This window comes from Pontibacter actiniarum, assembly GCF_003585765.1.
GTDB lineage: Bacteria > Bacteroidota > Bacteroidia > Cytophagales > Hymenobacteraceae > Pontibacter > Pontibacter actiniarum.
This window is the reverse complement of the sequence record NZ_CP021235.1, coordinates 1934863-1947310: the sequence shown is the minus strand read 5'-3', so window position 1 is coordinate 1947310 and position 12448 is coordinate 1934863. Positions and strand designations below refer to the sequence as shown.

Sequence of the window (12448 nt, the reverse complement as noted above, 5' to 3'; positions counted from 1 at the left end):
CCGCACGATTAACTTTCTATACCTCTAAGGTGCTATTGAAATCAAGGTCGTCTGCGCCCGCCGCCGAAGGCAAGCCGCCTTTCTATACCTCTAAGGTGCTATTGAAATGATAATGGATTATGAAGGCGGCGCGCAGGAGCCAGCTTTCTATACCTCTAAGGTGCTATTGAAATGTAGGCATCAGAGCTTTGCAACCCTGCCCGCTCCAAACTTTCTATACCTCTAAGGTGCTATTGAAATGACCGCGAGCATCTCCGTGTCGGTCAGTACGCTCACCTTTCTATACCTCTAAGGTGCTATTGAAATCGGGAACATGAGATAAGCCGATTGAAGGGGGAGCCTTTCTATACCTCTAAGGTGCTATTGAAATGGTGCTTCCAAAATCATGATTGATTACAACTCTGATCTTTCTATACCTCTAAGGTGCTATTGAAATGACGTGCACACGCTTAAGAACATGCTGGCGCATGAGTCTTTCTATACCTCTAAGGTGCTATTGAAATGCTCTCTTACTGCCGTGGTTATCCCTCTTGATCAACTTTCTATACCTCTAAGGTGCTATTGAAATGGAGCTTAAAGATATTGTGCCAAAAACTAAATTAGTCTTTCTATACCTCTAAGGTGCTATTGAAATGAGGGGGGTTGCGGTAGGCCTCCTGAGCCAGGCGACGCACTTTCTATACCTCTAAGGTGCTATTGAAATAATTCAGGGACCTGGGCGTGTTCCAGAACCGCAACGCCTTTCTATACCTCTAAGGTGCTATTGAAATCCTCTCCGACTGGACCGGGCAGGCGTCCCACGACTACCTTTCTATACCTCTAAGGTGCTATTGAAATGTGGAGCTGGACTACCTGAGCGAAAAGTTTGAGAAGGCTTTCTATACCTCTAAGGTGCTATTGAAATGCTGGCAGACAAATATAACAAGAGCCTGGCGCAGCACCCTTTCTATACCTCTAAGGTGCTATTGAAATTCGCCTATTTTTTCTTTCAGCGCCGTTTTCTGTGCGTCTTTCTATACCTCTAAGGTGCTATTGAAATGCACCATCTGGAGAAAGCAAAACCAGAGCACCAAAATCGCTTTCTATACCTCTAAGGTGCTATTGAAATTGATGCCGCTGCCTGATCTGTCGGAGCTCATCGTCACCTTTCTATACCTCTAAGGTGCTATTGAAATACCGCCAGCACCTGGACCTGGTGAAGCTCCTTTACCCTTTCTATACCTCTAAGGTGCTATTGAAATGCAGGATTGAGGTCCAACCCATGCACAGGCAGGAACTTTCTATACCTCTAAGGTGCTATTGAAATGAACGACCTGCTGGTGAAGCGCGAGGCGCTGTACCCTTTCTATACCTCTAAGGTGCTATTGAAATATAGTATAGTAATATGGTACAAGGTCGGGGAGTTGTACTTTCTATACCTCTAAGGTGCTATTGAAATGTCGAACAATACCAAAGCCAAAGGCGAGGCCATCATCTTTCTATACCTCTAAGGTGCTATTGAAATTTATTCTGTCGCTGCTAATAAAAACTCTGCTATCTCCCTTTCTATACCTCTAAGGTGCTATTGAAATGGTGGTGCCCTCAGTGGTAATATCGTCCGTACTGTTGACTTTCTATACCTCTAAGGTGCTATTGAAATGAAAAAGGAAACAGACAATGCCCAAGCAAATCACAACTTTCTATACCTCTAAGGTGCTATTGAAATGTTGCCCACCTCCGATACGGTGTGCGTGTGGCCAGTGTCTTTCTATACCTCTAAGGTGCTATTGAAATCATCTTAGAGACGGAAGTTTCAAGCAAGTATTTCCTATCTTTCTATACCTCTAAGGTGCTATTGAAATGTACGTACCTAAGTACATTAGGACTACTGATATCAACTTTCTATACCTCTAAGGTGCTATTGAAATTCGAAGAAGCCCATCGTTATAGTTGCCACCTTGCTGCCTTTCTATACCTCTAAGGTGCTATTGAAATCCGGGCGCAGGCCGTGCAGCTGCGCCAGGCTTACAGCTTTCTATACCTCTAAGGTGCTATTGAAATTCAACGACGACCTGGTGATCATCGTGCCGCTGAATAGCTTTCTATACCTCTAAGGTGCTATTGAAATGAACTACACCCGCTTCGGGTGTTACCCTACGACCAGCTTTCTATACCTCTAAGGTGCTATTGAAATAAGCAAATACAATGGCAATTACAAAAGAAGAGAAGGCCTTTCTATACCTCTAAGGTGCTATTGAAATACACTGCTTAGAAGAAACGAAGTAAATACAGACTTCTTTCTATACCTCTAAGGTGCTATTGAAATGCTGCAAAAGGAGCAGGAACGGCAGGCAGAGCGCAACCTTTCTATACCTCTAAGGTGCTATTGAAATTATCCGAGACCAGGCAGTTATTGCCTCGCTTGCCACAAACTTTCTATACCTCTAAGGTGCTATTGAAATCCCGTTGCGCTGCCTGCTCCTGCTTTAGCTTTTGCCTTTCTATACCTCTAAGGTGCTATTGAAATAACATGCCGACCACCTCCACTGCAACACCCTCCTGCTTTCTATACCTCTAAGGTGCTATTGAAATGCAGGTGGATATTCCAGAGGCGCAGCAGGTGCCCACATCTTTCTATACCTCTAAGGTGCTATTGAAATGTCTAGTAGAACCTTTAAGTACACATTATCCCCAACTTTCTATACCTCTAAGGTGCTATTGAAATTGGGCTGAGGACTTTCACACTGACATAGACGAACCCCTTTCTATACCTCTAAGGTGCTATTGAAATACAAGCGCGGAGGTCGCTTTCTACAGCATTAAACTCACTTTCTATACCTCTAAGGTGCTATTGAAATGATTGGATGGCAAGGGCTAAGTCAAAGACGAAAGCGCCTTTCTATACCTCTAAGGTGCTATTGAAATTGCTTTATCCAAGATTGTTGCCTTTATCTGGTCGAACTTTCTATACCTCTAAGGTGCTATTGAAATAATTTGGCGACATAGTCTATGCCGCCCCTGTTAACTTTCTATACCTCTAAGGTGCTATTGAAATAATGTGCAGCACGCCCGCGTCCATGGAGGCCGAGGTCTTTCTATACCTCTAAGGTGCTATTGAAATTGCATTCACTTGAAGTATAGCAAAATGCGGTTTAAACTTTCTATACCTCTAAGGTGCTATTGAAATCGCAAGGGCATCATCACCAAGAGCGTGATCGAGACCTTTCTATACCTCTAAGGTGCTATTGAAATGCAGCCCAAAACTAACAATAAAAAGCCTTTCAGGCTTAATCTGGATGGATTTTAAATAAATAAGCTTTGCCTGAAAAGCGTCATGTGGCGGTAGTGTAAAAAAGACGGGGAGCTGACGACTTATTTAGGTGGCTTACTATCAGTGATTTAAATGTGATTTCAAGCCACTTCTAGCAATATTATGTAACGTATAGGTGTTGTTATCATTCACCTGACGACTACAGAAAACGCTGTGGCTTGCCTTTGTCCACTCCTAAAACATGGCGTTCGTGGTAGCGCTCCTCCCGCATGCGGTAAATTACCACACCGTCTCCTTCCTCCATAAGCATGTTGGCTTCGTGGCGGAGGCGCTGGTATTGGGCTTCTGTTAACTCACCTTCAAACACGGAATTTTGGATCCAGGTGAGGTACCTGCGGAAGAGTTTCAGCATCTTGCCTACGCGCTTCTGGTTTACATCATATACGGCTATAAAGTAAGGCATGTCGTTTAATTTATTGTAGTACGTCAAAGAACAGGTTGTTACTTAAGAGTTTAGGTGTAAGACACGAAATTGCCTCCCCCTTATCGAAAGCGATTAACAGACAATAGAAATGTAAAGCTACCACCACATGTGCAGGCCCTGGTACGTGTCCTGCTTCGGGTCGCAGAGGTGGCGCACGAGTTTGTGGCACTCCAGCCGTACCAGGCGCTCATAGGAGATATGGCGGTTCAATGTCCGGTGCAGTACCGTTTGCTGCAGGCGCTGGTCCAGATGCGCCATAAAAATCTTGCGTCCTTCTTCTTTCAGATAACACCCGCCTAGCCGTTGCTCAAAATGCTTTGGCTGTATCTCCCCATTCTTCAGGAGCTTAAAAATGGCGCGATCTATGAGCAGGGGCTTAAAAATCTCGGCCAGGTCCAGTGACAGCGAATAACGACGGTCGCCGGGCTCGTGCAGAAACGACACCGTAGGGTCCAGCGCCGTACGATAAATCTGCCGCAGCACCACCGAGTAACAAATAGAATTTCCGAATGAGATCAGGGCATTCAGCGGGTTTGACGGTGGCCGGCGCTCCCGTTTATCAAACGGAAACTTCTTTGCCACGGCCTCACCCAATATAAGCGGCCAGGTCTTGTAGTAGCAGTCGCGGGCACGGCCCTCGGCACTCATTAACGTAGGTATATCAGGGCAGGCAGCAATGCGACCGCGTTCTGTTTCAATCTGCTCACAGCTCTCCTGCATAGCCAGCGCCTCCGGCTCGGGCAGGCGTGGCACATAGTAGCGCATCACCCGCAAGATGTTAAATAGTGCCGCGTCAACAAATTCCTTCGCCAGTACCATCCGTTTCTTTGGACTGAGATAATGTTGCGCCTGTGCCATCCGGACACGGCCGCTCACCACCGGTTGGCGAGGGTACAAGGAGGCCGTATAGTTACCATAATAATCGAAGAAGAACAGCGGAATGCCCTGCTGGGCCAGAAAAGTTACCAGTTTTGTGTTGATGTCTATCTCCCCGAACAAGTATAAACTGTCCACCGACTCCACGGCAAAAGGCAGGCGCGGCCCATCGGCTGGTTGACTGGGTAAACCTTCTGTGTCTTCATCGTCAGGAATACGGCAGTCGGAAACGGCCTTTTCAAGGGCCAGCGTGTTATGCTTGCGGCGCAAACGGCCGCTGGAGAACAAGTAAAAAGGACGTTTCATGGGGCTTTGCCGAATTATGAATTAAAGATTATACTTGGAGGCAGGTAGGCTTCCTATTCATCAAACCAATACTCAAGCTTAAAGCATGGGTTGTACAGACCTACACACCAAACTGTGCCCAACTATGCCGCAAGTTTAGCGGCAGCGCAACTTGTGGCCTAATAAGCAGCCAGTTTGTAACTGGCGTGATCCAAAACTATACTTTCACCAGTTACAAACTGGCTGCTATACTTTACCACGAGTTCCCGCTTCGCTCAAACTGGCGGCATGTGTGATTAATCGCTCTACAACAGGATCATACTTATCCATAGCAAAGCTCCTCAAAGGCGCACTTGCTGCAGAACGCACGCTTGCTGATCCGGGCAGGAGGGTGTGGTTCCTCCAACAACCTTGTCAGGTGCCGAAGCTGCAACACCAACGCTTCTTCCTGCTGCGGCCCCATTGTAACCGGCTCTGATCGTCGCAAGGCAGGATAGTCGATCTGGCCTTTAAATGGTGCCCCGCCCGGACCTGTTACGCCATTCAGCTTCAGGAGCCACAGGTAAAAGCGCACCTGGCTCAGGTGCGCCTCCTGGCAGGTACGTCCTTTCTTGGTTTCATGCAGCACCCCGTCGCGCAGCAAGGCCCGGTCAACTTTGCCTACAAGCGGTGTGCCGTCGGGAGCGGTAGCGTGCAGGTCCAGGTGTTTCTCGTTGCGGCTGTAACTGGTTTCATCCAGCAGTTTGCCCAGCGCCACGTCTTCAGATTCCTGCTCCATATAAATTCCCTGCCGCACCAGCCAAGCCTTGCGCGGGCAGATGAGGTAGTAGGAGAAAAGCATACCACCAATTGGATAAGATGTAGATGTACTCATAGTTTAACCAAAGTTTGCTAGATCGTCAGGGGGCGCATTAAGGATTGGATAGTTACTTCCTAATGCTGCCAAACCTATTTCATCGTTGTAGCCGGAGTAGATATATAGTTTATGTATATCTTTTTCATCTTGCCCTATAGAATAAGCGAATACAGTCAACTGTCCGGTTTTAAGCCCTTTTTTAATCAAGTAGGTGGGGCAGGAGATACTGTACTCCAGCTGATAGCTTCTAAAAGCATCGTAGTTTAGAAAAGGAAACACCCTCTGATCATTTCCTTCTGCGGCATCTGTATCAGAAGGAGGTCTTACGTAAACTGTGTCTTGGGCATCTATATCACGAGACTTCCAGAGGCCCGCCTGTCCATTCTCTTCATCAGTCTTAGCATGAGGTACTATGAGCCAGTTGTCCCGCATGCAGTTGTAAAGCAGGTTTCGGTTTGATTCAGCATGTGACATCAACGCTTCTGGTTCAGGATATAGCTCATTCACCTTAATTACAAACTCTCCGGAGGTGATTAATTTGGGAGTACCGCCAGCATACTCTTTTTGAATAGCTGTGAGGGTTTTTGTGAACGCTTCCGTGGCCTCCCATACGTTGCTAGCCTGGTTGTATGAACCGTAAGGAGCTGGATAAATAGCACCTTTACTCATAGGAGAACCAACGAAAACAACTCCCTTTTCACTTTCGGCAAAACGATTAAGTCTACCGATACGTTGTGCAAGTCTGTCCCAAGGGCAAACATCAGAATACATGATAGGAGAGCTAATATTTATACTCATCTCACCTATCTGCGTAAGTATTGCAATTCCTTTGGCACTTCTGTTTTTCCAAGCATCTTTACCCAAGTGCAGTATAAGCTTTTCTTCCAAGTATTTCTTATCTGGCTCTGTAAAACGACTGTGGTAGAAAATTAGAGGTACATCTTGGCCAGCAAGTGACTTTTGCAAGAATTGATAGAATGAGAAGCCACGAGCGACAGTATTGGCGAATACAATGCCTTGCCCTGTATTAATCATCTGTTCAAAAACCCGCTGCAATTCCTCTGATAGTTCCTGGGAGATTTCTTCGTCTTCAAGATCATCATTAGGATGCGCATTAACTTCAGCTAAAGCTTCTCCTACAAATTGAAGATGTCTGATGGGCTCTGCTTCCCGTTGCGCTTCCTGAATAGAATCCGTTATTTCGTAAAATTGACGAGCAGAGTCAGGTACAGTTGCACTCATAATAAGTATAGGCACTTTTAGCAACCTTAGCGCTTTAATCAGTACCTGTATATTGGCTTGAATATAAGAATCATAAAAGTCTGCTTCGTCTATCACCACGCAGGAGTTGGCAAGGAAGAAGAATGTACTGTGGTGTTCTTCCTTTGTGCCGGTAAGGCACATTAGCAAGTGGTCGATTGTACATACGCTTACAGGTGTAGCCAATAGCTGTGCTAGTTTGTGCACCTCTTTTGCATTATCCCTGTCTGATCCCTTAAGTTCATTCCCGAAACGAGAATACCAGGCGCTGGAGTGGTAAAGGCCTGTATCACTTACACTTTCACCAATGTTAAGTGCAAGTGCGTTTGAGGTAAACCTCGTTGGCATGGCAATGATCAGCCTGTCAGCTCTTCCTTTATCTACTTGTTCTTTTGCCCAAAGTAAAGAAGCGTCCGTTTTCCCACTACCTGTGGGGGCTCGCAATATACTTACAGGTTGCTGGGCGCAAGCTAAGGCCTGTTGCTGAACTGGCCGCAGGCTTAGACAACCGTCTGATTGCTTATGAGGAAACTCATACTCAAATTTAGTGAGTGTAGGCAACTGCTTACCTGCTTCCTTGCGGCTGGCGCGTGTATCTGCTAGCTGAAGGAGACTTCTGACAGCAGTCACTTTATAGCGTTCCCGTAGTGTTAGTTCCCATTTTCTGAATGGCTTTTCTCTGCGCCCAATAATATTTCCTTCATAAACTAGGCCCTCCCAATAATCACTAAATCGGCCATTCGCATCTTCTTTCCAGCGCTTAAGATGGCGATGGTGTAACTTTCCATGATGCGCAGCAATAGCAGCTCGCACAGCAAGCGATAACTTTTCAGGTTTACTTAAATCCAGCGATGCAAATTCATGGCGCAATTGTGCCTTTTGTAAATGTGGAGCAGAGGCTTTCTGTGCAATAAAGCAATCAAGGGTATATTCCTGGTAAGTTGCGGGAGCGTTTATTGCTGCTATTTTACCGTTTGCTTTGCACCATGTTTCATATAAAGCAAAATCTTGCTGACACGCTCTCTGCCATACATCATCTTCTTTACCTGCATCGTGCCAGTGAACCGCCAGGCAGAGTTCTTCCTGCAAATCTCCTCCCGCAAGTTCTTTGTACTTGATGCTCAGGTAAGGCAAGTTTTTTAAAAAATATTCTGCTTCCTCCCACACATGTTGCGTGTGGGAGGATAGCAAAATGCCTGATGGCTTGGCTAATGTTGATGCATGCATAGCTGCGTAGGATATGAGACGCTGGTTTATCTTAAAATCAGTACACCTGTCATTCTGGAAGAATCTTGGTTAAAGTGATTTTTAGCGGCTTACCCACAAAATCCTTTCAGAATGACATCTAGGTTTAGGAGGTGCCGGCTTGTAATTGCTTAGTGAGCTGCCGGTGTGTAAAGCTCATTTCCCTGTAAAGCCTCAAAAGCTTTTTGATACGCTTCATAAACAGGTGTTTCAGTTAGCTCACCTGTGTCATCTCCTAAGAAATAAAGGGCGTCGCGGCTATCTAATTCTTTTAAGATATTTTCTCTTTCAGCAGCTGTTGTCTGTGGTGCAAAGTAACGGATGGCTTTGCGGCTATGGCGGTTGTCCAGTACAATCAGTACTTTCTGCGGCTCACCAGAAACAGCGTTGCGGGCTTGATTGGCGTAATCTGTCATGGAATTAGTAGCTTCCAGAAACAGCTTTACTCGGCGTTGCTTTTCAGAGGTATCTGCTAAATGATTTTCATATTCCGTAGCAACGTGCTTTTCAGCTTCGTACTGGTATTTTTTAGTTAACCCAATGGCACCAACGTCTAAATGGAAATTCATCAGCATTGTATCTGTTTGGCTGTACTCGTTCGTAGCAAGTGCTTGTTTCTTTCCTTCGCCTTTGTTTTGGCCATCCATCTTGAGACGTACCAACAGGTCTCTGCCTACTTCGCTTTCTTGTAAGGCAATGGCAGGCGTGGCGGTGAGGGGAGCTGTTCTTCTGCCAGAATAATCACCTTGGTTGGTGTCTAAGAAGCCTCCTAAATCACTTCGTAGATCTTTGCTGATGTCCAGCGAAACGCCGTCTCCATTGGATACATAGGTGCTGCCGTTTTGCTCATCATCAGCGTTTAAGCGTTCCATAGCACTAAACAAAACATGGCGCTGCATTTGGCCGGATATGTAAACACGGCCATCAGGGCGTCGCTTGATAGAAGAAGCATTGCCCAAAAGCTTTTCACCTCGGTTAGCAGCATGGTCAGACATTGGGGCAACAACAGAAACAAGTATAGATTTTATTTTCATGGTGGTATCTTTAATAGTTTAAAATTTAAGGTAGAGATTAAGTATAAATTAAGCTTCTGCTGATGCTACAGTTGTATTTTTAGCTTCTTCTGTGGAGGCAGTTGCAACAGATCGTAGGCGCATGAAAGCGGTAATAAGATACTGTGCCTGCTTCAGCGACACTTTCTCTGTCAGCACTTCTTCCATAAACTCACCAGCTTCGGGGTAAAAGTCTTTGCCTGTCATTCTGCCGATGGTTATGCTGATCTGACTCAGGAGTTCAGGTTTAGATTTTGCGCTGAGTACTCTGCTTTCAAGTTCAGTAAGAATACGTGCTTTATTTTCATCTACACTAAGACCTGCTCTGCCTGCTTTTTGGTCTTCTTCATACTTCTTGTTAGCTGTGCGGTAAGCAGCATTGTTTAGTGACTGGCCGTAAGCACGCGCAGAACGGACAAGTGTAGGAGATAGGTTTTCTGCATCCATAAAATAATTGTTGAATATTGGTGAGAATTCAGCGGGATATTCCGCTCTGTAAGCCATGAAATTTTTAAAGTCGGTAGAAGTATAAAGTTGTAACAAATGAGTAAAAGCCAGGTTGAATAACTGTCGCTTCGGATCATCAAACTTTTCCACTCCATAGATCTTGCTTCGCCACACAGCCTTTTGCAACTTAGGCACGTCATGCTGTAGTGCGAGTGAGATAAGGTGGTGGCTAAAGCGCTCCTGGCGGGCAAATTCATACGAAACAATATAAAGCGGGCGTCCTTTCAGACTATCCAGAACAGCTTTAATGTGCGCTGCTCGCTTGCCTTGTTCAAGATTCTTTTTATACCATTCAGCTATCGCAGCCACAACTGAAACTGCGTTCAATTTGCTATCCGAGGGAGCGTTTGGATAATTTCCTTTATGCAGATTTGGTCTTCTAAAAGATTTCTTATCAGGAGCCACTTCACCTATCATGTAGTGATCTGCTTTTATAGACTCTTGCATTTTCCTGAACTCTTCTACAAAGTCAACCATAGGGTAGCTAGGCTCCTCTTGATCCTGTTCTACACTATAAAGAGGTAAGTCAGGAATCATAACGGCGTTGGCAAAACTACCTTTTTGATAAGCTGCGTATACAGCTGGCTTAAATCTGGTAAGCGTAGTGATACAGGTAAATGCGGCATCACGTAACGATGCTTTTGGATTCTGAGCACTTTTGCTCCCATTATTCACCTTTGAGGTAAGAGGTGCAAAAGAGCGTTTCAAATCATAGGGTTTAAAAAGATCTTTTTCCGTCTTACACTTCTCTAATGTCTGTATAAGCAGTTTAGCCTCACCAACTGTATTTGCCGCCGACCCATCTGAAGTAACTACATGAGGAGCTAGAAAGTATCCTTTTGCGGCAATCTGTCCACTAGCTTTTCCAGGGTTAAGGTCTGTTTTTACATAATCAAAAGTTAGTGCTGTCGTGGCCTCTAAAGCAGGATCATCTTTAGTGAACACAGAAAAGTAATTTAAACCGTCTTTCAAGGTTTCTACTGCCAACTGCCTTACGTCTTCCCACGTCTCCAAATGCTCGGGAATGTTAAAACTTTCAGAGGCAACTAAAGCTGCGGCAAATCCATAGCGGGGGTAGGGGTGCTGAAAATCTATCTGTTTCATATCTTTTCGATTGTAGCGTGTACCCATCCATCATTTGAACCGAGGTATAACGGAGCCGCTGGGTTCTCTAATGCTTCAGTAAGCAGGTCTAAAACTTTAGGTGTTGTATTAAAGCGGAATAGATAATCTGGATCTCCAACTTTCTTATTGATTCTTGTTGGCTCCACATACTCTCTTACAGTTGGCAGACTTGCGTAGTACTGCGGGAAAAGATCCCGAATACTCCGATAATTGACTTTGGCTCCTTCTTGCAAATTATCAAAATCGGTTGCTTGTATGTCTTTGTATTCTGCTCTGTCCCCAAATTCAATTTCTTTATTGCGAACTCTATTTATGGTCGTTTCCAATGAAGCATCATAGTGTCTGCTGCCTCCAAAGAACGACCTGCCAGAGTCCCGTAAAAGCTGTGACCACAGATCATCATAAGTAAGTGTATCTGGCTCGAAAACGCAGGGTTCAAACTCCAGGTGGTACTGTAGAAAAGAGAAATATTTGCTGTCTGACATTTCAGGTTGTGCTGTCAGCCAAGAGGACTTTGCATCTTTTTTATTTGCTTTCTTTGCGTCTTTCTGCAACTGCTTGAACAGAGCTTTCCTGATATCTTCAGCGAAATGCCAGCCTAAGGCATTCTCCAGCATTCCGAACAACATGTGCGGGGAAGGGGAACGAAGGCTTTGGTAATAATTACCTGGATGACCACTTGCCATTGAAAGTGGAGCTAGTGCTTCTATTTGTAATAAACCACTTGCAGTATACTCTGGTGGCTCAAAGAAAAAAGAGAAATCCATATTGTTCATGTTTTATTGTAAAGCACCAAAACCAGACCCAGTAAGCTCGCCTATGCCCACTAACCATGCAAAACGGGTGATAGAAGGTTTTCCCTCTACAACCACAGGGCAGCTACTGCACTTATGATCCACACCTTTTATGGATACCATTCTAGTCCGAGATTTACCCTTATTGTCTCTGTAAAATCTCACATTTGTGTTTTCTGCATCTTCAGTACTGAAGCCTGCATCCAGCATTTTTTTTCGGAAAACCCTAGTTAGAGCTTCATCTGCCTCTGGGTTGTCGTAAAGCAGGTATTCTCTTGTTAGATCATCTCTAACTTGCCGTGCTACTACGGCACCATCAACTCTAAAAATCTGCTTTTCAGTAAACTGTGGGAAAGGCATTTCTAGCGCTTTATCAACCTGCATTCCAAAGAAGGCACTCCGGTCTGCAAGTATACCTTTGGCTAGTTGTATGCCATAGTCGCTATCATAAAAGCTTACATTCCATGTCGCGCCATTTGGAAACCAGAGGCCATTCCCGATGCGCTCTCCACCTCTTAACCACCCAAAGCTGTACAAGCTGAGTCCGTCGTGAAGGTCGTTCCCTGGGCCTAGCCAGTGGTGCAGCCGCTTAGTGAGCACATGCAGGTGGTTGAAGGGCACCGGCTGCGTATTAGGCGATAGTTTAAGTTGTATCCTCATATTTTGATTTTAATAAAGCAATGCTAATAATTTGATCCGCCAAAGTATGGCAGA

At 45.2% G+C, this 12448-nt stretch carries 8 protein-coding genes and 1 CRISPR repeat array (1 of these 9 cut by a window edge); all 8 genes read right to left on the bottom strand.

Annotation, left to right across the window (positions count from 1 at the left end):
• Window positions 1–3231: direct repeats of the CRISPR family, unit length 30 nt; unit sequence CTTTCTATACCTCTAAGGTGCTATTGAAAT (it extends 2181 nt beyond the left edge of the window).
• A gap of 218 nt (window positions 3232–3449) precedes the next feature.
• The 8 genes from cas2 to CA264_RS08410 all read right to left on the bottom strand — a co-directional run bounded on the left by cas2 (window position 3450) and on the right by CA264_RS08410 (window position 12394).
• Window positions 3450–3713: a CRISPR-associated endonuclease Cas2 gene (gene cas2 / locus CA264_RS08445; RefSeq protein ID WP_025606300.1), complete on the bottom strand. Its 264-nt coding sequence runs from the start codon at window positions 3711–3713 to the stop codon at window positions 3450–3452.
• A 117-nt stretch (window positions 3714–3830) separates the two neighbouring features.
• Window positions 3831–4916, bottom strand: coding sequence for a type I-B CRISPR-associated endonuclease Cas1b (gene cas1b / locus CA264_RS08440; protein WP_025606298.1), 1086 nt, complete (start codon window positions 4914–4916; stop codon window positions 3831–3833).
• Window positions 4917–5217: 301 nt separating this feature from the next.
• On the bottom strand, window positions 5218–5769 hold the full coding sequence (locus CA264_RS08435) for a CRISPR-associated protein Cas4 (RefSeq protein WP_025606296.1): 552 nt from the start codon (window positions 5767–5769) through the stop codon (window positions 5218–5220).
• 3 nt (window positions 5770–5772) lie between these two features.
• Complete coding sequence (locus tag CA264_RS08430; protein WP_025606295.1) at window positions 5773–8238, bottom strand: CRISPR-associated helicase/endonuclease Cas3; 2466 nt, start codon at window positions 8236–8238, stop codon at window positions 5773–5775.
• A gap of 149 nt (window positions 8239–8387) precedes the next feature.
• Window positions 8388–9290 (bottom strand): type I-PGING CRISPR-associated protein Cas7/Csp1, encoded by a 903-nt coding sequence (gene cas7p, locus CA264_RS08425; RefSeq protein WP_025606294.1) that lies wholly within the window; start codon window positions 9288–9290, stop codon window positions 8388–8390.
• A gap of 48 nt (window positions 9291–9338) precedes the next feature.
• On the bottom strand, window positions 9339–10919 hold the full coding sequence (locus CA264_RS08420) for a hypothetical protein (RefSeq protein ID WP_157593664.1): 1581 nt from the start codon (window positions 10917–10919) through the stop codon (window positions 9339–9341).
• Window positions 10916–11716, bottom strand: a complete 801-nt coding sequence (locus tag CA264_RS08415) for a hypothetical protein (RefSeq protein ID WP_025606290.1) — start codon at window positions 11714–11716, stop codon at window positions 10916–10918. Before CA264_RS08415 ends, CA264_RS08420 begins: the two co-directional genes overlap by 4 nt.
• Window positions 11717–11719: 3 nt before the next feature.
• Window positions 11720–12394, bottom strand: coding sequence for a CRISPR-associated endoribonuclease Cas6 (locus CA264_RS08410; RefSeq protein ID WP_025606288.1), 675 nt, complete (start codon window positions 12392–12394; stop codon window positions 11720–11722).
• Window positions 12395–12448: the final 54 nt, after the last annotated feature.